The sequence below is a fragment of the Yinghuangia aomiensis genome (assembly GCF_039542225.1).
In the GTDB taxonomy this organism is placed as follows: domain Bacteria; phylum Actinomycetota; class Actinomycetes; order Streptomycetales; family Streptomycetaceae; genus Yinghuangia; species Yinghuangia aomiensis.
In genome coordinates this window covers 172586-196405 of sequence record NZ_BAABHS010000003.1, presented here as the reverse complement: position 1 = coordinate 196405, position 23820 = coordinate 172586, and the positions used below count along the sequence as shown (strand labels likewise).

Genomic DNA, 23820 nt, shown 5'->3' with positions numbered 1-23820 from the left:
GCGGGCGTGTTCGCCCACGGCCACGGCATCCGGTTCGATGCGGACCCTTATCACCGTGCGCAGGCTTCGCTAACCTGGGAGTCTGTCTCGGATCCCCGGGCAGCGAAGGCTGCTTCCGGTGGTTCGGCGGCTGGGGCGGACGCCGAGGGCTAGTCGGCGAGCCGCCCCTTGCCGTGCGGATGGACGCCCGAAGGGGGAGGCGTTGATCCCATTTGCACGCTTACGTGAGCGGTGTCCGGCGCGGGAACCCTTCCGCCGGAAACCGAGCGGCCATGCGCCGCTCCCCGCCGTTTCGCGGGGGCCCGTCAGTGATTGCGGAAATCCTCCTGTGTACCGCGGCAGCTGCCGTCTGACGTCCATGGACGAAGGAGTGAACGTGGCCGATTTCGCCACCAGCGCACAGACCTGGCGCCGGAGTTCGCACAGCGCCGGCGGCACGAACTGCCTGGAAGTACGCCGGGACGACGGCATCCTCGTGCGCGACTCCCAGGGCCTCGAGAAAGGGGTACTGGCCTTCCCGGCGACGGCCTGGCAGGGACTGCTGCTCGGCGTCTAAGGCACCGGCAAGACGGGGGATGCGCTCGGGCCCCGTGGCGGCCCGGGCGAGCGGACACGCGGGAACCGTTCCGCCGAAATCCGGGCCGCTGTGCGCCGCTCCCCCTCGTTTCGTGGGGAAACCTTCGACGTTTGGGGGAATCCTCCTGTCTACAGCGGTAGTTGCCGTCTTCCGTTGCGGAAACCGTGCCAACGGCGTCACGAACCCCGCTACGGCCGGCCTCTGATGTCCATGGGCAAGGGAGAGAGCGTGGCCGAGTTCGTTACCACCAAGAAGAGCTGGTACCGCAGTTCGTACAGCGGCAGCAAAACCGAGTGCCTGGAAGCGCGCTGCGACAACGGCGTCCTCGTGCGCGACTCCCGGCAGCCCGACAGGGGCGTACTGGCGTTCTCCGCACCCGCATGGAAGGAATTGCTGGCCGCGGTCGACCGCGACTGACGAGGCGGGGGCGTGCGCTTTCGGCTTGGACTCTGTCGAGCGCATGTCCCTCACCTCCCGGCCGTTCGCCCTACGTACATCTGCCATGTGGCATATGGACTTAGTTCAATTGGACCGTACGTCAGACCTGCTGACAAGAGGGTGGGGTGGGTGTATCCGATTCGAGGGGTTTCCCTTGCCCCGCAACGGGATCCGACCGCGAGGCAGGCGCGGGAGGAGGGCGGCTCAGCCGAGACGGGCGAGCGCGTCACCGATGATCTTCGTCGCGTCCTCGGCCGAGAACTTCGCGTCGAGATCGGTGTACGTGTCCAGGTAGGCCACCGGCCGCTCGTCGGCCACGTCGGTGGTGATCATGTCGCTGGAGTCGTTGTCGAGGTACAGGACCAGGGGCGCGTCGTCCGGGAATTGGAACAGCGAGTAGCCGACCCGGTGGAGCCGGTAGAGGCCTTCGCTGTACGGCACCACCTTGAAGCTCACGTTGGGAAGTTCGGCGACCTCCCGCAGACGCTGCAACTGCTGACGCATTACTTCCGGCCCGCCGACGACCCGGCGGATCACCGACTCGTCGACGAGGAAGCGCGTGTCGACCGAAGTCGCCTGCCGCCACATCTCCTGCCGCTTCATCCGCAGTTCCACGAGGCGCCGGGCGAGCTGGTCCGGCATGCCCGCGGCCTCCATGACCTGCCATGCGTACTCTTCGGTCTGCAGGAGACCCGGCACCACGACGCTGGAGAAGCAACGCACCACGGACGCAACCGACTCGAAGGCGATGAACTCCGCGTAGCTCTTCGAGATCACGTCCCGGTACGGCTCCCACCACGCCGACTTCCGGGAGTCGCGGGCCAGGGCCAGGAGTTCGTTGCGGACGTCGTCCGGAAGGCCGTAGTAGCCGGTCAGCACGCGGAGGTCGTTCACCGAGATGCGGATGCGCCCGGTCTCGATGCGGATCAGCTTCGAGAGCGACCACTCCATCGCGTCGGCGACCTGCTGCTGGGTGTCCCCCTTCACCTCGCGCAGCCGCCGCAGCTCCAGGTGCAAGCGACGCCAGGCCACGAGCGGGTCGAGGTACTCCGGCATCAAAGGTCACCAGCCTTGTCGGGAGTGCTCCGCATGCGCGGGCACGACGTTGCACACGGCGAAATGCCGCATGTCACTCCGCCACTCGTCAGCCTAGTACGAGGAAAGGTCACGAGAGCAGGTTTGCCGTAGCCCGCGCGAGTGAATCACTTGGGGATGGTCTCAATCGCGCAACAGCGCCCGGGGGCCTGCCTCAGCCGTACATCCGGCGCATGGCGAAGTTGATCATCTGTTCGATGGCCTTGGCGTCGAACATGACGCGGTGCTCGCCGTCGAGGTCGAGGACGAAGCCGTAGCCGTTGGGAAGCAGGTCGAGGACCTCGGCGCCCGTCACGGTGAAGTGGCGGGACTCGTCGCCGGCGTAGCGCTTCAGCTCCTTGAGGGAGGAGAACATCGGGATGACCGGCTCGGGGGTGTTGTGCAGGGCGAGGAAGCCCGGGCGTTCGCCGCGCGGACAGAACACCTTGGAAGCTATGAAGATGGACTGGAAGTCCTCGCCGCTCATCATCCCGGTGGCGAACGCCCGCACGGCGTCGCTCAGGTTGGGGCCCTCCGCCCGCACCTGGGGTTCCTCGGTCGCGTAGCCGTACACGGGAAACGAGGTTACCGCCTCCCGGGCAGGGGTTGCGGCGTGTCGGGGATTGCCAAAGTTACCGACGGGTAGGATTATGGGGTTACCAGTCAGTACGCGGCACTCGGAAACGGACAGGCGGAGCCACACCATGGGTCACTACAAGTCGAATCTCCGCGACCTCGAGTTCAACCTCTTCGAGGTCTTCGGCCGCGAGCAGGTCTACGGAAGTGGCCCGTTCGCCGAGATGGACGCCGACACCGCGCGGTCGATCCTGGCCGAGGTCGAGCGGCTGGCCGTGAACGAACTCGCCGACTCCTTCGCCGACGCCGACCGCAACCCCCCGGTGTTCGACCCCGCAACGAACAGCGCCACGCTGCCCGAGTCGTTCAAGAAGAGCTACAAGGCCTACATGGACTCCGAGTGGTGGCGCCTCGCGCTCCCGGAGGACATGGGCGGCACCGCGTGCCCGCTGTCGCTGCGCTGGTCGGTCGCCGAGCTGGTGCTGGGCGCCAACCCCGCGCTGTGGATGTACGCGGCCGGTCCGGACTTCGCGCACGTCGTGCACGCCCTCGGCACCGAGGAGCAGAAGAAGATCGCGGCCCACATGGTCGACCGCCAGTGGGGTTCGACGATGGTGCTGACCGAGCCGGACGCCGGCTCCGACGTCGGCGCCGGCCGCACCAAGGCGGTCCGCCAGGAGGACGGCACCTGGCACATCGAGGGCGTGAAGCGCTTCATCACGTCCGGCGACCAGGACCTCACCGAGAACATCGTGCACCTGGTGCTGGCCCGCCCCGAAGGCGCCGGCCCCGGCACCAAGGGCCTGTCGCTGTTCATCGTGCCGAAGTTCCACTTCGACCGGGAGACCGGCGAGCCGGGCGAGCGCAACGGCGCCTTCGTCACCAACGTCGAGCACAAGATGGGCCTCAAGGTCTCCACGACCTGCGAGGTCACCTTCGGCGGCAAGGAGGGCGTCCCGGCCGTCGGCTGGCTCGTCGGCGAGGTGCACAACGGCATCGCCCAGATGTTCAAGATCATCGAGTACGCGCGCATGATGGTCGGCACGAAGGCCATCGCCACCCTCTCCACCGGCTACCTCAACGCGCTGGACTACGCCAAGGAGCGCGTGCAGGGCGCCGACCTCGCGCAGATGACCGACAAGGCCGCGCCGCGCGTCACCATCACGCACCACCCCGACGTGCGCCGCTCGCTGCTCACCCAGAAGGCGTACGCCGAAGGCATGCGCGCCCTGGTCCTCTACACCGCCACGTGGCAGGACCGCGTCGCCCAGGCCGAAGCGGCCGGCACCCGCGACGAGCTGGCCGAGCGCGTCAACGACCTGCTGCTGCCGATCGTCAAGGGCTACGGCTCGGAGAAGTCCTACGAGCAGCTCGCCCAGTCGCTGCAGATCTTCGGCGGCTCCGGCTTCCTGCAGGAGTACCCGATCGAGCAGTACATCCGGGACTCCAAGATCGACACCCTCTACGAGGGCACCACGGCGATCCAGGGCCAGGACTACTTCTTCCGCAAGATCGTCCGCGACCAGGGCCAGGCGCTGACCCAGGTGGCCGGCGAGATCCAGGAGTTCATCGGCTCCGCCGCGGGCGGCGACGCGCTCGCCGCGGAGAAGGCGCTGCTGGCCCGCGCCGCCGAGGACGTGCAGGGCATGGTCGGCGCGATGATCACCCAGCTCATGGCGTCCGAGCAGGAGATCACGTCGATCTACAAGGTCGGCCAGAACACCACCCGCCTGCTGCTCGCCTCGGGCGACCTGGTCGTGTCGTGGCTGCTGCTGCGCCAGGCCGCCGTCGCACTGGCCAAGGTGGACGGCGCGAACGCCCGCGACAAGGCGTTCTACCAGGGCAAGGTCGCCGCGGCGAAGCACTTCGCGCACAACGTGCTGCCGCTGCTCACGCCGCAGCGGGTGATGGTCGAGCAGACCGACAACGCGCTGATGGAGCTGCCGGAAGCGGCGTTCTGAGCAGCCGCCGTCGCACGTGACGGAACCGAGGGCCCGGCCGGGAACGGCCGGGCCCTCGGCCGTCCGGCAGCGCCGCGCGCCCCGGTCGGAGGCGGCGCGGCGTACGCTCGCAGCAAGCCTGGACACGATCTCCGCGGCCGGTACCGGCCCTGGACGGGAGCACCATGACATCTCCGCTCGGACACCGGTTCGACCGCGCGCACACCGACGACCTGATGGCCTTCGTCGCGGCGAGCCCCTCGCCGTACCACGCGGCCGCGAACGTCGCCGAGCGCCTGGACGCCGCCGGATTCCGGCGCGTCGCCGAGACCGACCGGTGGGAGGGCGGCCCGGGCGGGCGCTACGTGCGCCGCGGCGGCGCGGTCATCGCCTGGTACGTGCCGGAAAACGCCCCGGAAGCCGCCGGGTTCCGCATCGTCGGCGCGCACACCGACTCGCCGAACCTGCGGGTCAAGCCGCGCCCCGACACGGGCCGGTTCGGCTGGCGCCAGGTCGCCGTGGAGCTGTACGGCGGCACGCTCCTCAACACCTGGCTCGACCGCGACCTCGGCCTGTCCGGGCGCCTCGTGCTGCGCGACGGCACCGAGCACCTGGTGTTCGTCGACCGCCCGCTGCTGCGCGTGCCGCAGCTCGCGATCCACCTCGACCGCGCGGTCAACGAGGGCCTGACGCTCGACAAGCAGCAGCACATGACCCCCGTGTGGGGGCTCGGCGACGTCGCCGAAGGCGCGCTGATCGATTTCGTCGCGAAGGAAGCCGGGCTGGTCGCCGGGGACGTCGCCGGGTGGGACCTGATGGTGCACGACGTGCAGCCGCCCGCCTACCTCGGCCGCGACCGCGAACTCCTCGCCTCGCCGCGGCTGGACAACCTGCTGTCCGTGCACGCCGGGCTGGCCGCGCTGCTCGCCGCGGCGCAGGCACCGGACCTGCGGCACATCCCGATGCTCGCGGCGTTCGACCACGAGGAGATCGGCAGCGCGTCGACGACCGGCGCGGCCGGGCCGCTGCTGGAGAACACGCTGCGCCGGATCGTCGGCGGCGGCGCGTGGGACGAGCAGGCGCGGGCGTTCGCCGACTCGCTGTTCGTGTCCAGCGACGCCGGGCACGCGGTGCACCCGAACTACCCGGAGCGGCACGACCCGGACCACCACCCGGTGCCGAACGGCGGGCCGATCCTCAAGGTCAACGCCAACCAGCGGTACGCGACGGACGCGGGCGGCCGGGCCGCGTGGGCGGCGGCCTGCGCACGGGCGGGCGTGCCGTGGCAGACGTTCGTGAGCCGCAACTCGATCCCGTGCGGGTCGACGATCGGGCCGATCACCGCGACGCGGCTCGGCATCGAGACGGTGGACGTGGGTGTGGCGCAGCTGTCGATGCACTCGGCGCGGGAGCTGTGCGGGGCGTCGGACCCGTACCTGCTGGCGTCGGCGGTGACGGCGCTGCTGGAGAGCTGACGGCGCACGGTCCTGGCCGGTGCGCTCAGCGCCCGGTGTCGATGCCGGCCAGGACCAGCCGCAGCTCCGCCGCTCCCTCCGCGGTCACCCGGATCGGCACGCCCCAGTCCTGCTGGTGCACATGGCACGCCGGGTACTCCACCGGCTTCCCGTCCGCCCCCACCGCATCGCACGACGCCGCCATCGCGGACACGTGCAGCACGCCCTCGCCCACCGCGGCGTCGAGCACCAGCGCCCGCGTGAGGCCGGTTCCGGCGCCCTCTCCCGCCGTCAGCAGCTCCGGGGGACTGCCCTCGACCACCAGGCGCGTGGCGGGCCCGTAGCGGTCGTCCAGCTTCTGCCCCGGCGGCGCGTCGAACACCACGGTCAACGCCAGGGAGCCGGGCGCCAGTTCGACCGGCGGACGGCGGGTCCGGTGGGCTTCCTCGGGCACCGTGAGCGCCTCGTCCGGGATCCGGATCCGGGTCAGGCGGTGGCCCGCCGATTCGGCGACCATCACGTACACGCCGTCGTCGTCGGCGACCACCACCGCGTCCGCCGGTTCGCGCAGCCCCGTCGCGAGCGTGGTCACCTTGCCGGTGCGCGGGTCGTAGCGGCGCAGCGCCTGGTTGTACGTGTCCGACACCGCCACCGAGCCATCGGGCAGCACCGTGACGCCCAGCGGGTGCTGGAAGAGCGCGTGCCGGGCGTCGCCGTCGCGCAGCCCGAAGTCGAAAAGGCCTTCGCCCACGGCGGTGCGTACTTCGCCGTCGGTCAGGGCGCGCAGCGCGGACGTCTCGGCGTCGGCGATCCACAGGGTGTGCCCGTCGGGCGACACGGCCAGCCCGGACGGCTGGGCGAACCAGGCGGTCTCGACGGGCCCGTCCTCCAGGCCTTCGTTCGTCGTGCCGGCCAGGACGTCGACCGCCTCGCCGACCGGGTCGAACTCCCACAGCTGGTGCACGCCCGCCATCGCGACCACGACCCGGCCGCCGAACCAGGCGACGTCCCACGGGCTCGACAGGTCGACCTCGCGGGCGCCGCCGGACGTCGTGGCGCCCTGCCACCATTGGCGGCCGGTCCCGGCGACCGTGCGGACCGTGCCGGTGGCCAGCGAGACGCCGCGCAGGGCGTGGTTGGCGGTGTCCGCGACGACGATGTCGTAGCCGACGTGCGCGGCGACTTCGGCGGGGAGCAGGGCGACGCCCTGCGGTTCGGCGAAGCTCGCGTGCCGGGGGCCGCCGTCGACCAGGCCGCGGCGGCCGCTGCCGATGCGGCGCAGGACGGTGACGCCGTCGTCGGCGAGTTCCACGAGCGAGTGGTGGCCCGCGTCGGACGCCAGCAGCGTGCCGGACGGCAGCCGCAGCAGCTTGCCGGGGAACCGCAGGTCGGTGTGCGGGGGTTCGGCGGGGATGTAAGGGCCGTCGCCGCGGTGCAGGGTGCGTTTGTCCTCGTGCTCGCTGACGAGTTCGGCGACCAGCGCGTCGATCGCGTGGGCGTGGCCTTCGCCGGCGAGCTGGGCGACGACGTAGCCCTCCGGGTCGACGACCACGAGGGTGGGCCAGGCCCGCACGGCGTACTGCCGCCAGGTGGCCATGTCGGGGTCGTCGAGGACGGCGTGGTGGATCTCGTGGCGCTCGACGGCGGCGCGGACCGCCTCGTGCTCGGTCTCGTGCGCGAACTTGGGCGAGTGCACGCCGACGACCACGAGGACGTCGCGGTACTTCTCCTCCAGCGCACGCAGCTCGTCGAGCACGTGGAGGCAGTTCACGCAGCAGAAGGTCCAGAAATCCAGGAGGACGATCTTGCCGCGCAGGCCGGCCAGGGTGGGGCTCTTGCCTCCGGTGTTGATCCAGCCTCCGGCCCCGACCAGTTCGGGAGCGCGGACGCGGGCGCGGCGCGTCGACTCGGTCATGATCCCAAGTCAAACACCTGGATCGCCGGAATCGGGGCAACGACGTCGCGGGCGCGCGGGGGTGCCCGCGACGGGGCGGTCCAGGGGCGGCTCAGCCGAGGCGGCGGTCCTTGAGCACCGGGAAATCGGCGCGGGTCTTGGCAACCAGCGCGGTGTCGATCTCGGCGGTCAGCACCTGGCCCCCGGCGCCCGCTTCGGCGACGATCTCGCCCCACGGGTCGACGACCATGCTGTGCCCGCCCTGCGGCATATCCGCCTGGGTGCCGGCGGTGTTGCAGGCCAGGACGAAGACCTGGTTCTCGACGGCGCGGGCGCGGGCCAGCAGCCGCCAGTGCTCGACCCGGCGGGCCGGCCACGCGGCCGGGATGACGAGGACTTCGGTGCCCTGGTCGAGGAGCAGCCGGAACATCTCCGGGAAGCGCAGGTCGTAGCAGGTCGCGAGGCCGAGGGTGCCGTACGGCGTGGGGCAGGTCACCAGCTCGGTGCCGGGGTCCATGAGCGCGGCCTCGCCGCTGTCGAAGCCGAACCGGTGGATCTTGCGGTATGCCGCGCGGCGGACGCCGTCCGGGCCGAACAGCAGGGACGTGTTGTAGTGCGCGCCTTCCGGGCCGCGCTCCACGATGCTGCCCGCGTGCAGCCACACGCCGGCGTCGCGGGCCGCGGCGGACATGGCCTGCGCGGTGGGGCCGTCGAGGTCTTCGGCGTCGGCGTCCCAGCGGGCGTAGTCCCAGCCGCCGGGCAGCCAGAGTTCGGGCAGCACGACGAGGTGGTCGCCCGTGCGGGCGCGGACCTGCTCGGCGGCTTCGGCGAGGCGGCGTTCCGCGGGCTCGGCAAGGTCGACTTCGAGCTGAATCAGCGAAACCCGCATGCAGACCACCACTTCCCGTCGAACGTTCCTCCGAGCAACCCCCGCGCGGCGCGGCGGATGGCGGTCCGCTTCGCGCGAACCCGCTCCGCCAGGCCCCTTCGCAGCGTAACGTGCCTGCCAGGACCCCGGTCCGGACGGGCCGACGCAGCGTCGACACAGGCAGAGGTCACCCGTGAGCAATGATCCCCAAGACCTGGGATATCTGGTCGAAGCGTGGGAGCAATCCGTACGCTCTCTTTCCGACGTCGTCTCCGGGCTGACGGAAGGCCAGTGGAACCGGGCGACGGAATGCCCCGGCTGGTCGATCCGCGACGTCGTGTCGCACGTCATCGGCGTCGAACTGGAGCTGCTCGGGGATCCCCGGCCGATCCACACGCTGCCGAGCGACCTGGCGCACGTGCGGCCCGGCGACGAGTTCAGCCGCTACTGCGAGATCCCGGTGGACGTGCGCCGCTGCCACACCGCGGCGGAGATGACCGGCGAGCTGTCGTACGTCCTCATGCGCCGCCTGCGCATGCTGCGGGACAGCGAGACGGCGCCGGAGACCGAGGTGCGCGGCATGATGGGCCGCAGCACCCCGTACCGCCATCTGCTGCGGTCGCGCGCGTTCGACGTGTGGGCGCACGAGCAGGACATCCGCCGGGCGACCGGACTGCCGGGCAACCTCGACTCGCCCGCCGCGCAGATCTCCCGGGACTTCCTGCTGCGCCAACTGCCGCTGGTCGTCGCCGAGGACGCCAAGATCCCGGCGGGCAACGCGGTGGTGTTCGACGTGCACGGGCCGCTGGAGTTCATGCGCACGGTCACCGTGCAGCCGGGCGGCAAGGCCGCGTTGGACGGGCAGGTGCCGCTGGCGCCGCTGGTGCGGTTCTCGACCGACTGGGAGACGTTCGCGCGGCTGATGTGCGGGCGGATCCGGCCGCAGCACGCGGACGTGAAGGTCGACGGGGACCGGCGCGCGGCCGACCTGATCCTCGCGGAGATGGCCGTCACGCTGTAGCCGCGGCGCCGGTTCGCCGCGTCGGTTTCCGTCACGGCGGCCCGGGGCACCTTCGCCCGCGACCGCCGCGACGGCCGGGGCGGGGAAGGGACCACCGCGATGCGCCGCCGCACCGTGCTCGCCGCCCTGATCGGGCTTGCCGTGCTGCCGCCGCTGGCCGCGCTGGCGTTCGGCGGGCCCGACACCGCACATGGGGCGGAGGCCGAGGCGACCGTGCGGATCGTGGTGGACGCGGACGGGCCGCTGCTCGACGACGGCGGCGCGCTGTACGACGTCAGGGTCCGCAACACGGGTCCGGGTACCGCGACCGGGCTGGTGCTCCGCGCGGTCACCCGCACGTGCTCGGCGGACGGCCCGCAGGGCGTGGGGCGGTGCGTGCCGGGCGCGCGCCGGTTCTTCCAGGTCGGCGACCTGCCGACGGGGCGGATGACGAGCTTCACGTACACCGTGTGGCCGGGCGGCGGCGAGGCCGCGCAGATCCGCACGTTCATGCGGGTGGTCGCGGTGGACCAGGTGAACACCGGCGGCGTCGACGGCTGCGACACCGTCGCGGACGCGCACGACAGTTGCGCGATGCTCGTCTACAACGTGCCGCGTTAGCGGGTCGATTCGGGACGCAGTACGACCGAGGGGCGGCCCCGACGGGACCGCCCCTCGGCTGCACCGATGCAGGATCAGCCCCAGGCGATGAGCCGTTCCGGCCGTTCCAGTGCGGCGGCGGTGTCGGCGAGGACCCTGGAGCCGAGTTCGCCGTCGACGAGCCGGTGGTCGAACGACAGCGCCAGCGTCATGACGTGCCGCGGTTTGACCTTGTGCTTGTGCACCCACGGCATTTCGCGGATGGCACCGGCCGCGAGGATGGCCGCCTCCCCCGGGTTGAGGATCGGCGTGCCGCCGTCGATGCCGAAGACGCCGACGTTGGTGATGGTGATGGTGCCGCCGGAGAGGTCCGCGGGCGCGGTCTTCCCGGCGCGCGCGGTCGCGGTCAGCTCGCCCAGGGCGCGGGCCAGGCCGAGCAGCGGGAGCGCGCCCGCGTCCTTGATGTTGGGCACGAGCAGCCCGCGCGGGGTGGCCGCGGCGATGCCGAGGTTGACCCGGTCCTTGAGGACGATCTCCTGGTTCGGCTCGTCCCACGACGCGTTGACGTCGGGGTTGCGCCGCACCGCGGCGAGCAGGGCCTTGGCGACCAGCAGCAGCGGCGAGACCTTGACGTCCGCGAACTCCGGCAGCTTGCGCAGCTTTCCGACCAGCTTGACGCTGCGCGTGACGTCGACCTGCACCCACTCGGTGACGTGCGGGGCGGTGAACGCGCTGGCGACCATCGCCTGCGCGGTGGCCTTGCGGACGCCCTTGACCGGGATCCGGCGTTCGCCGCCTCCCGCGGCCGCCGGGGCCGCGGGGGTTTCCGCGGCCGCGTACACGTCGTCCCGGGTGACCACGCCGCCCGGCCCCGTGGGGGTCAGCCGGGCGAGGTCGATCCCGAGGTCCTTGGCGAGCTTGCGGACCGGCGGCTTGGCCAGCACCAGCACACTGCCGGGGCCGACGGCGGCCGCTCCCTGCGCGGCGGACGCCGCGGGACGAGGCGCGGGTGCGGCGGGCGCGGGGGCTGCCGGACGCGCGGCGGGCGTCGGTCCCGCCGGCTTGTTCCGCGGCCTGCGGTGCGCGCTGGACTGGCGGACGCCGTAGCCGACGAGCACCGCTTCGCGCCCGGAGCCGGGCGAGGCCGCGTCCCCGCCGCCGGTGCCCCCGCCGGCCCCGTTGCCGTTCCCGTTCCCGTTGGTGCCCGCTGCCGGGGCGGCCGCGGCGGCGGGCTGTTCCGGCGCGGTGTCCGCGCCGCCGCCGGCGACCTCGACGGTGATGATCGGCGCGCCGACCTCGACCGTCTCGCCTTCGCCGGCGAGGAGTCCGGTGACCACGCCGTCGAACGGGCAGGGGAGTTCGACGAGCGCCTTGGCGGTCTCCACCTCGACGATGACCTGGCCGTCGTGCACGGTGTCGCCGACCGCGACCTGCCACGTGACGATGTCGGCTTCCAGCAAGCCCTCGCCGACGTCGGGCATCACGAATGTCTGCACTGCCATATCCGGACCTCCCCTACCAGGCCAGCGAGCGGTCGACGGCGTCGAGGACGCGGTCCAGGTCCGGCAGGTACTCCTCCTCGACCCGGGACGGCGGGTACGGCGTGTGGTAGCCGCCGACCCGCAGCACCGGCGCTTCGAGGTGGTAGAAGCAGCGTTCGCTGATGCGCGCGGCGATCTCCGAACCGACACCGAGGTGGGTCGGCGCCTCGTGCACGACGACCAGGCGCCCGGTGCGGCGGACCGACTCCTCGATGACCGGGAAGTCGATCGGTGAGACCGACCGGAGGTCGATGACCTCCAGGTCCCGGCCGTCGTCGGACGCGGCGGCCGACGCGGCGTCCAGGCAGGTCTGCACCATCGGGCCGTACGCGACCACCGTGCAGTCCCGGCCCGGCCGCACGACACGCGCGCTGAACAGCGGGTCCGGCGACGCGGCCGGGTCGACCGCGGCCTTCGTCCAGTAGCGGCGCTTGGGTTCGAGGAAGATCACCGGGTCGTCGGACGTGACGGCCTGCTGGATCATCCAGTACGCGTCGACCGGGTTGGACGGCGACACCACGCGCAGGCCCGCCGTATGCGCGAAGTACGCCTCCGGCGACTCGCTGTGGTGCTCCACCGCGCCGATGCCGCCGCCGAACGGGATCCGCACCACGACCGGCACCTTCACGTGGCCGAGGGCCCGCGCGTGCATCTTGGCGAGCTGGGACACGATCTGGTCGTACGCCGGGTACACGAACCCGTCGAACTGGATCTCCGCGACCGGCCGGTAGCCGGCCAGCGCGAGCCCGATCGCGGTGCCGAGGATGCCCGACTCGGCGAGCGGCGTGTCGACCACGCGGTCCTCGCCGAAGTCCTTCTGCAGGCCGTCGGTGATCCGGAAGACGCCGCCGAGCTTGCCGACGTCCTCCCCCATGATCAGGACCTTCGGGTCGTCCTCCAGCGCGCGGCGCAGCCCCGCGTTGAGCGCCTGCGCCATGGTCATCTGCTTGGGCTGATCACTCATCGGGCGCCCTCCTCGCCGTGCGCGTCGGCGCCGTGGTCGGTGAACGACGCGTGGTACGCCGTGAATTCGGCGCGTTCTTCGTCGACCAGCGGGTGGGGTTCCGCATAGGCGTGGTCGAACATCGAGACCGGGTCGGGATCGGGCATCGTGCGGACGCCCTGCCGGACCCGCTTGGCAAGCTCGTCGCTTTCCCGTTCGAGGTCGGCGAAAAACTCGGCGTCGGCCAGGTCGTTCTTGTGCAGGAACGCCTTGAGCCGCTCGATCGGGTCCTTGAGCTTCCACGCCTCGAGTTCCGCGGCGAGGCGGTACCGGGTCGGGTCGTCCGACGTGGTGTGCGCGCCCATGCGGTAGGTGAAGGCTTCGATCAGCATCGGGCCCTCGCCGCGCCGGGCCCGGGCGAGGGCGCCGCGGGTGACCGCCAGGCAGGCGAGGACGTCGTTGCCGTCGACGCGGACGCCGGGAAATCCGAATCCGGCGGCGCGCTGGTACAGCGGAACACGCATCTGGCGTTCGGTGGGCTCGGAAATGGCCCATTGGTTGTTCTGGCAGAAGAAGACCACGGGCGCATTGAAGACGGCGGCGAAGGTGAACGCCTCGCTGACATCGCCCTGGCTGGACGCGCCGTCGCCGAAATACGCGATCACCGCGCCGTCGGTGCCGGAACGCTGCAGGCCCATCGCATATCCGACGGCGTGCAATGCCTGGGCGCCGATCACGATGGTGTAGAGGTGGAAATTGTTGCCGCCCGGGTCCCAGCCGCCGTTGTTCACGCCGCGGAACATGCCGAGCAGGTTGAGCGGGTCGACGCCGCGGCACCAGGCGACGCCGTGCTCGCGGTAGGTGGGAAAGGCGTAGTCCGCGCCGGTCAGCGCGCGGCCCGAGCCGACCTGCGCGGCCTCCTGGCCGAGCAGCGAGGCCCACAGGCCCAGCTCGCCTTGCCGCTGCAAGGCGGTCGCTTCGGCGTCGAAGCGCCGGACGAGGACGAGGTCGCGGTACAAACCGCGGTATTCCTCGTCGGTGAGGTCGATCGACCAGTCCGGGTGCTCCACCCGCTCACCCTCGGGGGTGAGCAGTTGGACGAGCCCCGACATCTGGCCGGGGGCCGGATCGGAGAGGTCGGCGCCCGAAAGCGGCCCTCCCGCATGGTCCACTGCCACGTTCACTCCTCGGTCTGTCCGGCCCGCGGGATCGCCGTGGACCGAATCCGGCTTGCCGGGTCCGGTTTCCGCGCGGGGTGTGCGCGACATACCGGGCCACGACAGGGTGGCTTACTTCCCGAAACATCATCCGCGGGCCGCGGAGCGGCCCCCGAAACTAGGATGTCCTAGGAATTCCCGAGTAAATCCGGGTTGGCACCTGCGCACAGGTGTGCTGTCTCCGGAATGCCCCGGAGGCTGCACACGGGAACGTTACCCGTCGGTCGGTGCCGCTGATAGCGGCAACCACCCGGAGAAGTCCGATCGCGTTTGTCGGACGTCGACAACAACCCGCCGGAAGATCGTTCCGCGGCGCCTCGCGACGGGCCGCCCCGGCTCGCCGAGGCCCTGCTCAGCGGGCGTTTCGCGGCCGTTTCGCGGGGCCCGGCCGGGCCCGGGGCGGGACGGGTGCGGGCATCGTCCGGGTTCTCGTGCGAATCTGGACAAGTGACTGAACATGGAACCATCCGGGTGTTTCTTCTCGACGACCACGAAGTGGTCCGCCGGGGTGTTTTCGAGCTGCTCTCCCTGGAAGACGACATCGATGTCGTCGGCGAAGCCGGGACGGCCGCGGAAGCGCTCGTGCGAATTCCGGCCACCCGCCCGCAGGTCGCGGTGCTGGACGTGCGGCTGCCGGACGGCAGCGGGGTCGAGGTGTGCCGGGAGATCCGGTCGACGATGCCGGACGTGCGCTGCCTGATGCTGACGTCGTTCTCCGACGACGAGGCGCTGTTCGACGCGATCATGGCCGGGGCCGCGGGATATGTGCTCAAGGACATCCGCGGCTCGGACCTGGTCGGCGCGGTGCGCGACGTCGCGGCCGGCAAGTCGCTGCTCGACCCGGTGGCGACCGCGCGCGTCCTGGAGCGGTTGCGCGGCGGCGGGAAGCAGGACGACCGGCTCGCCTCGCTCAGCGAGCAGGAGCGCAAGATCCTCGACCTGATCGGCGAGGGTATGACGAACCGGCAGATCGGCGGGGAACTGCACCTGGCCGAGAAGACGGTGAAGAACTACGTGTCGAGCCTGCTGGCGAAGCTGGGGATGGAACGGCGGACGCAGGCGGCGGCTTATGTGGCGCGGACGAAGGCCGAAAATCGCCGGTAGTGCCGTGGTGCTTGTCACGGGCGGCGGCGTGTAGGAGGCCGGGCGACGCCGCCGCCTGTCGGTCGGCTTCAGACGCCGTAGTCCATGCCCATCGCGGTGCGGACCTCGCGGAGCGTCCGGTCGGCGATCTCGTTGGCGCGGGCGTTGCCCTCGCGGAGGATGCCGTGGAGGTACGCGCGGTCCCGCGCCAGGTCGGCGCGGCGGGCGCGCAGTGGCGCGAAATGCTCGTTGACGACCTCGGTGACCAGCGCTTTGAGGCGCGCGGCCCCGGCGTCGCCGATCTCCGCGGCGATGTCCTCGGGAGCGCGGCCCAGGCAGTGCGCGGCGAGGAGGAGCAGGCCGGAGACGCCGGGGCGGCGGTCGGGGTCGTAGGTGATGGTGCGGTCGGCGTCGGTGGTGGCGCGGCGGATGAGCTTGGCGGTCTCGTCGGCGGTGGCGCTCAGCGCGATGGCGTTGCCGCGCGACTTGCTCATTTTCGTGCCGTCGGTGCCGAGGACGAGCGGCGCGGCGGACAACAGCGCCTCGGGTTCCGGGAAGACCCGGCCGTAGCGGTCGTTGAAGCGGCGGGCGATCGTGCGGGTGACTTCGAGGTGCGGCAACTGGTCCTGGCCGACCGGGACGACGTCCGCTTTGCAGAACAGGATGTCGGCGGCCTGGTGGGCGGGGTAGGTGAACATGAGCCCGCTGACGGTGGATTGGCGCGAGTGCGCGATCTCGTCCTTGACCGTCGGATTCCGCTGCAGCTCGGCGACCGAGACCAGGCTGAGGAACGGCAGCAGGAGCTGGTTGAGCGCGGGCACGGCGCTGTGCGTGAAGACGGTCGTGCGGGCGGGGTCGATGCCGGCGGCGAGGTAGTCGAGCACGAGGTCCTCGACGTGCTCGGCCAGGTGTTCGGCGACGTCGCGGTCGGTGAGGACCTGGTAGTCGGCGATGATCAGGAACGTCTCGACGCCGGCGTCCTGCAGGCGGACCCGGTTGTGCAGCGTGCCGAAGTAGTGCCCGAGATGCAGGCGTCCGGTGGGGCGGTCCCCGGTGAGCATGCGGCTGGGCGTGGGGGCGGCGGCGGCAGTGTCGGCTGCGGCGGGGGTGACGAGGGTCATGGCGGGTGCTCCGGTTTCTGTCGGCTGGGTGGGCGCTGCCGCAAGGGCGGCCACCGCGGCCTCCGACGTCGATCCGGGGCACGAAAAAGGGCCGTCCTGCGCGAACGGCCCGAGGCGTGTCTGAAGTGGCGGCCGCTCCTAGGAGGAGCGCCACCAGGACTGCGCCGTGGTCTTGTGCATGAGCCGAGGCTAACACCGGCGGGTTCCCGGGCGCCGGGCTGTTGATTTGCGGAGTGGGGGCTGGGGAGGGACGACTGGATTGCGGCGGCGCTGTTCGCGCCGCCGCCGCAAGCGAAAACCGCCGCGTGTTCGTACGCGTCAGTCGGCGGACTGCCCAGACGGGCGCATCGTTGAGTCCGCGATATCGGCCGGGCGAAGGGGACCGTGCGCGAGTTTCGCCAACACCACCTTCGCGACGCCGCCGCGGATCGTACGGGATTCCAGTACCGCGCCGAACACGCCGACGAGGATGGCCAACCCGCGACCGCTCTCCGCATCGTCGTCGGGCAGCCCGACGGAGGATAAGTCCAGGACCAGCAGGGGCATTTGGTCGACGACCGCGACACACACGTGCTCCGGGTCGATCGACACCCACAGCTCGACGGCGCCTCCGCCGCCGGCGTGCCGAACCGCGTTCGTGACCAGCTCGGACGCGACGGTCGCCAACACGTAGGTATCGAAACCGTGTTCGGCCGCGATGCCGCCTATGACCGCCCGGGCGTAGCGCACGACGTGCGGCCGCGGCGGGAAGACGCAGCGGGCGAGCACTTGGCGTGCCGAAAAACTCTCGGTTGCGTGCACGGCATCCCTCCCTTGGGTTGCGCGGACGGCCGCCACAGAAAGATCACACCAAGTGTCTGGATGACCGCACCCTGCGACGTCCCGATGCGGCGACCCTACGCTTCAAGCTCTAGAGCTCGCTACCAAACGAGCAACAAAGCTCGCTCACTCACCGAACGCTGGATGATGGCCATGGGCACGCGAGGATGCGAGAAGATGCAGCAACACGACTGGAGGAGAACGCCGGACGATGCCGCCGCTGCCGACGCAAGCACGCAAGAGGCTGGGAGTCGGCCTCAAGAAGCTCCGCACCGACGCAGACCTGACCGTCAACAACGTGGTCGACGAACTTGGTTGGGGCCGCCACAAGTTGATCCGGATTGAAAGCGCTCAGGTGCGCATCACCCAGCTCGACTTGCGCAAGCTCTGCAAGCACTACGGCGCCGGGTCCAGGGAGACTGCGAGGCTCAACGAACTCCTCGAAGCAGCCGATACGCGCCCGTGGTTCCAGGCATATGCCGACTTGATCAGTGTCCAGCTCATGGAGTACATCGAGTTGGAGGCGATGGCCGCGGAGATCCGGATGGCCAACACGTCGGTGCTGCCCGGCCTTGTGCAGTCGGAGGAATACGCTGCGGCGGTCTACGCGTCGCAGCCGCACTATCCGGATCCCGATCACGCAGCGCGGCTGGTGGAAGTGCGGATGAAGCGCCAGCGGGTGATCACCGACGAGGGCACCATCCTCGATGCCACGATCGGCGAAGGCCTCCTGCACACGGCGACCGGAGGAAGAGACGTTCTCCGCGGTCAGCTTGATCGACTGAACCACCTCGTCGACCTGCCGAATGTGACCCTGCGTGTGCTTCCGTTCAGTGCCGAGCGGGCAATCCTGACCGGTGGCGTGTCGCTGTTCACGTTCCCGAGCGATAGCGACCCGGTGGACCCACCGGTCGCCTTCAACGAGTACGAAGGCAACATGCTGCTCCGGGACGGAGATATCGAGGTCCGGCGCTTCAATCGGCTTCTGCAGCACTTGGCGTCGCAGGCCTTGTCGCCGGAAGACTCCAAGCAGCTGATCCAGAAGAGAATGGATGACGTGTGAACAAGCGAATTACCGGCTACCGGAAGTCCTCGTACTCCGGCGGCGGCTCGAACGAGTGCGTAGCGGTGGGTACGGGCGAGGGCGTGACCGGCGTGCGCGACACCAAGGATCGCCGTCGGGGCCACATCGCCGTCCCTGACCGATCCTGGGCCGCGTTCCTGGAGACACTGAAGGGCTGACCCGGGCCTACACCGGCACGCGCCACGTCACCGTGGTGCCCTTGCCGTTGGGGCCCGGGCCGAAGTCGGCGGTGCCGCCGAGGGACTCGGCGCGGGATCGGAGGTTGGCGAGGCCGCTGCGGCGGCCGCCCGGGGCGATGCCGACACCGTCGTCGGTGACGGTCAGGACCGCTTCGTCGTCGACGACCAGGGAGACCTCGGCGCGGGTGGCCTGGGCATGCCGTGCGGTGTTGGAGAGGGCCTCGCGGAGTGCTGCCAGCAGGTGTTCGGCGGCTTCGTCGGGGACGCGGGAGTCGACCGGGCCGACGAACGTCACCGACGGCTCGAAGCCGAGGGCCGGAGTGGCCGCGGCGGCTTCCCGCAGCACGCGGGCGCGGACGCCCGGGCCGGCGTCTTCGGGGCCCTGCTGCAACGCGAAGATCGTGCTGCGGACTTCGCGGATCGTCGCGTCGAGTTCGTCGACGGCCTGGTTGAGGCGGCGGATCACCTCCGGGACGATGGCGAGGCGGGCGGCGCCCTGCAGCATCATGCCGGTGGCGAACAGCCTTTGGACGACGAGGTCGTGCAGGTCGCGGGCGATGCGGTCGCGGTCCTCGTAGACCGCCAACCTCGCCCGGTCGCGCTGCGCGGCCGCGAGCACCAGCGCGATGGCTGCCTGGCCCGCGAAGGCCTGGAACAAGGCCTGTTCGGTTTGGGTGAACGGCAACGCGCCGATGCTTCGGTCGAGTTCGAGCGCGCCGAGGACCGAGCCGCCCGCGGTGAGCGGGACGAACAGGCCGGGCCCGAAGGCCCGCGACTGTTCGAGCATCACGCCCGGGTCGGTGCTCATGTCGGCGATGAACACGCTTTCGCCGGATTCGATCACGCGGGCGAGGGGTGAGTCCGGCGGGAGCACCGTCCCCGCGAGGGAGGACACGTCGTGGCCGTCGGTGATCTCCACCAGGTACGAACCGTCGCCTTGAGGCAGGTAGATCGCCGAGAAGTCCGCGGAGGCGAGAGTGCGGGCGCGGCGGGCGACGACGTGCAAGGCCTCGTCCGGGTCCTCGGAGCCGACCAGGGCGGTGGTGATGTCCACCGAGCCCTTGATCCACTCCTCGCGTTCGCGGGCCTGCGCGTAGAGCCGGGCGTTCTCGATGGCGACGCCCGCGGCGGCGGCCAGCGCGCGGACGACCTGCTTGTCCTCGTCGCTGAAACCGGGGCGGCCGCGTTTCTCGGTGAGGTAGAGGTTGCCGAAGACCGCGTCGCGCACCCGGATCGGGACGCCGAGGAAGGAGTGCATCGGCGGGTGGTTCGGCGGGAAGCCGTACGACGCCGGGTGCAGCGTGAGGTCGTCGAGCTTGAGCGGCTCGGGGTCGTCGATGAGCAGGCCGAGGATGCCGCGCCCGCGCGGCAGGTCGCCGATCTCGGCGGCGGCCTCCGGGTCGATGCCGACGGTGATGAAGTCGACGAGGTGCCGGTCCGGGCCGTCCGGGCCGATCACGCCGATCGCCCCGTACTTCGCGTCGACCAGGTCGACCGCTTCCTCGACGATGCGGTACAGCGTGGCGTGCAGGTCGAGGTCGGCGCCGACCGCGACCACGGCTTCCAGGAGTCCTTGCAGCTTGTCGCCGGTCGCGGCGGCGCTCTGCAGGCGTTCGACGACTTCGGCGACCAGGTCGTCGAGGCCGAGCGCGGACAGTTCGGGCACCCGCGAGGAGGAGGTATCGGACGCATCGGCCATGAGGACGACCTTACGGGCAGGTGATCGTTTTTCCGGGCATCGGAAGGGCACGGAACCGGGGCGGAACGGCGTCCGAGCCGCGCCGGACGCTCAGGCCGCGCGGGCGACCGCGTCGGCGGCTTCCTCGCGGTCCCGCAGTGCCCGGAACGGGCCGTCGGCCGCGGTGAGTTCCGTCCACATGCCGCGCTGCACGACACGGCCGCGGTCCAGCACGACGATCTCGTCGACGGCGTCGAGGCCGGTCAGGCGGTGCGTGATGAGCACCGTGGTCCGGGCCTCGGTCGCGGCGAGCAGGTCGGCGGTGAGCGCGTCGGCGGTGGCCAGGTCCAGGTGTTCGGCGGGCTCGTCGAGGACCAGGACCTCGAAGTCGGCGAGCAGCGCGCGGGCCAGGGCGAGGCGCTGGCGCTGGCCGCCGGACATGCGCGCGCCGTGTTCGCCGACCATCGTGTCGAGTCCGGCGGGCAGGCTGTCGACCCAGGCGAGGAGCCGGGCCCGGGCGAGTGCGTCGCGGATCGCGTCGTCGTCGCAGCCGGGGCGGGCGAGCCGCAGGTTCTCCCGGATCGAGCTGTCGAACACGTGCGCGTCCTGGGCGCACAGGCCGACGACGCGGCGCACGGCGTCGCCGTCGAGCGCGGTGATCGGAGTGCCGCCGAGGCGGACCTCGCCGCCGGACGGGTCGAGGAACCGCAGCAGCACCTGGGCGAGCGTGGTCTTGCCGGAGCCGCTGGGGCCGACCACGGCGATCCGGCGGCCGGGCGCGAGGTCGAGGTCGATGCCGTCGAGGGCGGGTGCCGCGTCCAGCGTCCAGCGGGCTTCGAGGCCGCGGATCCGCAGCTCGTGCGGCGCGGGCGGCACGGCGGCCGGTTCCGCGGGTTCGCGGACCGGCTCGGGGGTGTCGAGCACCTCGAACACCCGGGCGGCGGCACGCCGCGACGCCTCCAAGTGGCGCCCGGCGGACGGCAGTACGGACGTCGCCTCGAACGCCGCGAGCGGGGTCAGCACGACGAGCGCGAGCAGCACGCCGTCGAGCCGCCCGGCCGCGACCGCGGCGATGCCGACGGCGGCGCAGCCCCACACGGTGGCGCCGGTGACGAGCGCGGCCAGACCGGCACCGAGCCCGGCGCCCTGGGCTTGCCGGGCTTCGGTGCGGCGCAGCCGTGCGTCCACCGCGTCCACCGCGGCGAGCCGCGCGGGGGCGGCGCCGGAGGCGACGAGTTCGGGGGCGCCGCGCAGGAGTTCGGTGATGCCGGTGGACAGTTCGCCGCGGACCGCGGAGATGCGGCGTTCCGCGCGGCGTGCGAATCGGGCCGCGGTCCACGGCACGACGATGCCCGCGGCGACCAGCCCGCCGGCCAGCACCGCGCCGGCCTCGGGCAGGAACGCGCCGGTGACGGCGGACGCGCCGATGCCGACGACCGCGGCGACGGCGGCGGGCAGCAGGGCGCGGAGGAAGAAGTCCTGGACGGCGTCGACGTCGGCGACCAGGCGGGACAGCAGGTCGCCGCGGCGGAACGCGGGGAGGCCGGCCGGGGCGAGGCGTTCGAGCCGTTCGTACACGCGGACGCGGAGGTCGGCGAGGATCCGGAACGCGGCGTCGTGTGAGACGAGCCGCTCGACGTACCGGAACACCGCGCGCGAGATGCCGAAGGCGCGGACGGAGGTGACCGCGACCATGAGCGTGAGTACCGGCGGGTGCTGCGACGCGCGGGAGATCAGCCAGGCCGAGGTGGCCATCAGCCCGACCGAGCTGCCCAGCGCGACCGCGCCGAGGAGCACGGCGAGCGCGAGCCGGGAGCGCACCGGGCGGGCGAAGGCGAGAAGGCGGCGGAGCGGGCCGCGGCGGCTGCTGCCGAGGGGTTCCGCGCCGGGCGGGACCGCGGCAGGCAGGTCGGCGGGGTCACCCGGCGGTGCCGGTTCCGCCGCGGCGGGGTTCCGCTGCTCGGGGAGGACCGCCGGGGCGGCTGCGGCGGGCGCCAGCCGGACCACCCGGTCGGCGACCGCGAGCAGCGCGGGGCGGTGCGCGACCAGCAGCACGGTGCGGCCGCGGGCCAGTTCGCGGACGGCTTCGACGACGGCGTGTTCGCTCGCGCCGTCGAGGTTCGCGGTCGGCTCGTCGAGCAGCACGATCGGCCGGTCGGCGAGGAAGGCGCGGGCGAGGGCGAGCCGTTGGCGCTGGCCGGCGGACAGCCCGCTGCCGTCCTCGCCGAGTTCCGCGCCGAGCCCGCCCGCGGCGGTGACGAAGTCCGCGGCGTGCGCGGCACGCAGGGCGTCCCACAGCCGGTCGTCGGAAGCGTCGGCGGCAGCCATGCGGAGGTTGTCGGCGACGGTGCCGGCGAACAGATAAGGGCGTTGCGGCACCCACGCGACGTGCGCCCGCCACGCGTCCGGGTCCAGCGACGCGAGGTCGACGCCGTCGACCGCGATCCGCCCGGCCGCGGCGGGCGCGAAGCCCAGCAGCGCGCCGAGGACGGTGGACTTGCCGACGCCGCTCGGCCCGACGAGCGCCGTGGTCTCGCCCGGGCTGAGCACGAACGAGGCGTCCGCGACGGCGGGCACGCTGCGGTCCGGGTAGCGGACGGTGAGTTCTTCGACGCGGATCTCCGCCGCGGCGGCGACGCCGCGGCTCAGGGTCAGCCGGTCCCGGGTGCCGTCGTCCGCCGCCGGGTCCGCGTCCGCCCAGACGTCCCCCTCCGGCGTCTCCTCCAGCACCGTGAACACCCGGTCCGCGGCCGTGAGCCCCTCGACGCTCGCGTGGTACTCCGCGCCGACCTGGCGCAGCGGCAGGTACGCCTCGGGCGCCAGGATCAGCACGAGGAGCGCGGTTTCCAGGTCGAGGTCGCCGTCCACCAGGCGCAGGCCGACGCCGACCGCGACCAGCGCGACGGAGATCGTCGCGAGGAGTTCGAGGGCGAACGAGGACAGGAAGGCGATGCGCAGCGTGCGCAGTGTCGCCTTCCGGTAGTCGTCGGTGATCGTGCGGATGGACTCGGCCTGCGCCTTGGCACGGCCGAAGACCTTGAGGGTGGGCAGGCCCGCGACGACGTCGAGGAAGTGCCCGGCCAGACGGCCGAGCACTTCCCACTGGCGGTCCATGAACTTCTGGGTGGCCATCCCGATGAGCGCCATGAACAGCGGGATGAGCGGCAGCGTCACCACGATGGTGACCGCGGAGATCCAGTCCCCGGTGACGATGCGCGCGAGCACGGCCACGGGGACCACGACCGCGAGGACCAACTGCGGGAGGTAGCGGGCGAAGTAGCCGTCGAGGGCGTCGATGCCGCGGGTGGCGAGCGTGGTGAGTTCGCCGCTGCGGGTGCCGGTGAGCCAGCGCGGGCCGAGCCGGAGCACATGCGCGAGGAGCCTGCGGCGGAGTTCCGACTTCACCGCGGCCGACGTCCGGTGCGCGGCGACCTCGGTGAGCCACGCCACCCCCGCACGGCCGACCGCCACCGCGGCCAGCAGCACGAGGTCGCCGCGCAGCGCGGCGACCCCCTTGCCGTCTTCGAACGCGCCGACGATCAGCGACGCGAGCAGCCCCGCCTGGGCGATGACGAGACCCGCGCCCACCGCCCCGAGGGCGACCGTGAGGACGAGGAATCCCCGGGTGGCTCGGGCATGACGCAGCAGGCGCGGGTCTACGGGCTTCACAGTGCTCTCGGCGCTCTCGTCATTCGCTGGGTGCCGGCATGGATAGCGGCATGGATACCGGCGGG

At 71.7% G+C, this 23820-nt stretch carries 20 protein-coding genes; 9 read left to right on the top strand and 11 right to left on the bottom strand.

All coding sequences use genetic code 11. From position 1 onward, the window contains the following. Positions 1-358 precede the first annotated feature (358 nt). Both ABEA93_RS05255 and ABEA93_RS05250 read left to right on the top strand, forming a co-directional pair. Positions 359-556, top strand: a complete 198-nt coding sequence (locus tag ABEA93_RS05255) for a DUF397 domain-containing protein (RefSeq protein ID WP_345674085.1) — start codon at positions 359-361, stop codon at positions 554-556. A gap of 249 nt (positions 557-805) precedes the next feature. Next, positions 806-994, top strand: coding sequence for a DUF397 domain-containing protein (locus ABEA93_RS05250; RefSeq protein ID WP_345674084.1), 189 nt, complete (start codon positions 806-808; stop codon positions 992-994). Between the two features lie 225 nt (positions 995-1219). On the opposite strand, the gene ABEA93_RS05245 is transcribed toward ABEA93_RS05250, so the two are convergent. Together ABEA93_RS05245 and ABEA93_RS05240 are read right to left on the bottom strand one after the other, a co-directional pair. Further along, positions 1220-2071 (bottom strand): helix-turn-helix domain-containing protein, encoded by an 852-nt coding sequence (locus tag ABEA93_RS05245; protein WP_345674083.1) that lies wholly within the window; start codon positions 2069-2071, stop codon positions 1220-1222. A gap of 193 nt (positions 2072-2264) precedes the next feature. Further along, the gene (locus ABEA93_RS05240) at positions 2265-2663 is read right to left on the bottom strand and encodes an SseB family protein (protein ID WP_345674082.1); all 399 of its coding nucleotides are present in this window, start codon (positions 2661-2663) and stop codon (positions 2265-2267) included. A 130-nt stretch (positions 2664-2793) separates the two neighbouring features. Between ABEA93_RS05240 and ABEA93_RS05235 the strand changes: the two genes are divergently transcribed. Both ABEA93_RS05235 and ABEA93_RS05230 read left to right on the top strand, forming a co-directional pair. Then, complete coding sequence (locus ABEA93_RS05235; RefSeq protein WP_345674081.1) at positions 2794-4626, top strand: acyl-CoA dehydrogenase; 1833 nt, start codon at positions 2794-2796, stop codon at positions 4624-4626. 164 nt (positions 4627-4790) lie between these two features. Further along, entirely contained in the window at positions 4791-6080 is a 1290-nt protein-coding gene (locus ABEA93_RS05230; RefSeq protein ID WP_345674080.1) for a M18 family aminopeptidase, read from the top strand. Positions 6081-6105: 25 nt separating this feature from the next. On the opposite strand, the gene ABEA93_RS05225 is transcribed toward ABEA93_RS05230, so the two are convergent. Together ABEA93_RS05225 and ABEA93_RS05220 are read right to left on the bottom strand one after the other, a co-directional pair. Further along, entirely contained in the window at positions 6106-7974 is a 1869-nt protein-coding gene (locus tag ABEA93_RS05225; protein ID WP_345674079.1) for an NHL domain-containing thioredoxin family protein, read from the bottom strand. 91 nt (positions 7975-8065) lie between these two features. Further along, entirely contained in the window at positions 8066-8842 is a 777-nt protein-coding gene (locus ABEA93_RS05220; RefSeq protein ID WP_345674078.1) for a carbon-nitrogen family hydrolase, read from the bottom strand. 172 nt (positions 8843-9014) lie between these two features. Here ABEA93_RS05220 and ABEA93_RS05215 point away from each other — a divergent pair, with 172 nt between their 5' ends. Beyond that, entirely contained in the window at positions 9015-9842 is an 828-nt protein-coding gene (locus ABEA93_RS05215; RefSeq protein ID WP_345674077.1) for a maleylpyruvate isomerase family mycothiol-dependent enzyme, read from the top strand. Positions 9843-9941: 99 nt separating this feature from the next. After that, positions 9942-10442 carry a hypothetical protein gene (locus tag ABEA93_RS05210; RefSeq protein WP_345674076.1) on the top strand — a complete coding sequence of 167 codons (501 nt, stop codon included), beginning with the start codon at positions 9942-9944 and terminating at the stop codon, positions 10440-10442. Between the two features lie 74 nt (positions 10443-10516). On the opposite strand, the gene ABEA93_RS05205 is transcribed toward ABEA93_RS05210, so the two are convergent. Genes ABEA93_RS05205 through pdhA form a run of 3 tightly spaced genes read right to left on the bottom strand, consistent with a single transcriptional unit; the run spans position 10517 to position 14173 of the window. Then, positions 10517-11923 carry a dihydrolipoamide acetyltransferase family protein gene (locus ABEA93_RS05205; RefSeq protein WP_345674075.1) on the bottom strand — a complete coding sequence of 469 codons (1407 nt, stop codon included), beginning with the start codon at positions 11921-11923 and terminating at the stop codon, positions 10517-10519. A 13-nt stretch (positions 11924-11936) separates the two neighbouring features. Then, positions 11937-12905 (bottom strand): alpha-ketoacid dehydrogenase subunit beta, encoded by a 969-nt coding sequence (locus tag ABEA93_RS05200; RefSeq protein WP_425584840.1) that lies wholly within the window; start codon positions 12903-12905, stop codon positions 11937-11939. A 17-nt stretch (positions 12906-12922) separates the two neighbouring features. Beyond that, positions 12923-14173: a pyruvate dehydrogenase (acetyl-transferring) E1 component subunit alpha gene (pdhA, locus tag ABEA93_RS05195; protein WP_425584820.1), complete on the bottom strand. Its 1251-nt coding sequence runs from the start codon at positions 14171-14173 to the stop codon at positions 12923-12925. Positions 14174-14569: 396 nt separating this feature from the next. Here pdhA and ABEA93_RS05190 point away from each other — a divergent pair, with 396 nt between their 5' ends. Continuing rightward, on the top strand, positions 14570-15226 hold the full coding sequence (locus ABEA93_RS05190; protein WP_345674072.1) for a response regulator: 657 nt from the start codon (positions 14570-14572) through the stop codon (positions 15224-15226). 68 nt (positions 15227-15294) lie between these two features. On the opposite strand, the gene trpS is transcribed toward ABEA93_RS05190, so the two are convergent. Both trpS and ABEA93_RS05180 read right to left on the bottom strand, forming a co-directional pair. Beyond that, a complete protein-coding gene (gene trpS, locus ABEA93_RS05185) occupies positions 15295-16326 on the bottom strand; it encodes a tryptophan--tRNA ligase (RefSeq protein WP_345674071.1) in 1032 nt (343 codons plus the stop codon). 318 nt (positions 16327-16644) lie between these two features. Further along, on the bottom strand, positions 16645-17127 hold the full coding sequence (locus tag ABEA93_RS05180) for an ATP-binding protein (protein WP_345674070.1): 483 nt from the start codon (positions 17125-17127) through the stop codon (positions 16645-16647). Between the two features lie 229 nt (positions 17128-17356). Between ABEA93_RS05180 and ABEA93_RS05175 the strand changes: the two genes are divergently transcribed. Further along, positions 17357-18208: a helix-turn-helix domain-containing protein gene (locus tag ABEA93_RS05175; RefSeq protein ID WP_345674069.1), complete on the top strand. Its 852-nt coding sequence runs from the start codon at positions 17357-17359 to the stop codon at positions 18206-18208. Further along, positions 18205-18387: a DUF397 domain-containing protein gene (locus ABEA93_RS05170; protein WP_345674068.1), complete on the top strand. Its 183-nt coding sequence runs from the start codon at positions 18205-18207 to the stop codon at positions 18385-18387. The genes ABEA93_RS05175 and ABEA93_RS05170 overlap by 4 nt, the downstream gene beginning before the upstream one ends. A gap of 7 nt (positions 18388-18394) precedes the next feature. Here the strand turns inward: ABEA93_RS05170 and ABEA93_RS05165 are convergent, their stop codons facing one another. Further along, a complete protein-coding gene (locus ABEA93_RS05165) occupies positions 18395-20107 on the bottom strand; it encodes a GAF domain-containing sensor histidine kinase (RefSeq protein WP_345674067.1) in 1713 nt (570 codons plus the stop codon). Positions 20108-20197: 90 nt separating this feature from the next. After that, the gene (gene cydD / locus ABEA93_RS05160; RefSeq protein ID WP_345674066.1) at positions 20198-23755 is read right to left on the bottom strand and encodes a thiol reductant ABC exporter subunit CydD; all 3558 of its coding nucleotides are present in this window, start codon (positions 23753-23755) and stop codon (positions 20198-20200) included. Between the last annotated feature and the right edge of the window lie 65 nt (positions 23756-23820).

Bases quoted from the DNA above. Each gene is read 5' to 3' on its own strand.
- ABEA93_RS05200 (WP_425584840.1), bottom strand. From the start codon at position 12,905: ATGACCATGGCGCAGGCGCTCAACGCGGGGCTGCGCCGCGCGCTGGAG.
- ABEA93_RS05205 (WP_345674075.1), bottom strand. From the start codon at position 11,923: ATGGCAGTGCAGACATTCGTGATGCCCGACGTCGGCGAGGGCTTGCTG.
- ABEA93_RS05230 (WP_345674080.1), top strand. From the start codon at position 4,791: ATGACATCTCCGCTCGGACACCGGTTCGACCGCGCGCACACCGACGAC.
- ABEA93_RS05220 (WP_345674078.1), bottom strand. From the start codon at position 8,842: ATGCGGGTTTCGCTGATTCAGCTCGAAGTCGACCTTGCCGAGCCCGCG.
- ABEA93_RS05210 (WP_345674076.1), top strand. From the start codon at position 9,942: ATGCGCCGCCGCACCGTGCTCGCCGCCCTGATCGGGCTTGCCGTGCTG.
- ABEA93_RS05225 (WP_345674079.1), bottom strand. From the start codon at position 7,974: ATGACCGAGTCGACGCGCCGCGCCCGCGTCCGCGCTCCCGAACTGGTC.
- ABEA93_RS05165 (WP_345674067.1), bottom strand. From the start codon at position 20,107: ATGGCCGATGCGTCCGATACCTCCTCCTCGCGGGTGCCCGAACTGTCC.
- ABEA93_RS05175 (WP_345674069.1), top strand. From the start codon at position 17,357: ATGCCGCCGCTGCCGACGCAAGCACGCAAGAGGCTGGGAGTCGGCCTC.
- pdhA (WP_425584820.1), bottom strand. From the start codon at position 14,173: ATGTCGCGCACACCCCGCGCGGAAACCGGACCCGGCAAGCCGGATTCG.
- trpS (WP_345674071.1), bottom strand. From the start codon at position 16,326: ATGACCCTCGTCACCCCCGCCGCAGCCGACACTGCCGCCGCCGCCCCC.
- ABEA93_RS05235 (WP_345674081.1), top strand. From the start codon at position 2,794: ATGGGTCACTACAAGTCGAATCTCCGCGACCTCGAGTTCAACCTCTTC.
- ABEA93_RS05245 (WP_345674083.1), bottom strand. From the start codon at position 2,071: ATGCCGGAGTACCTCGACCCGCTCGTGGCCTGGCGTCGCTTGCACCTG.
- ABEA93_RS05255 (WP_345674085.1), top strand. From the start codon at position 359: ATGGACGAAGGAGTGAACGTGGCCGATTTCGCCACCAGCGCACAGACC.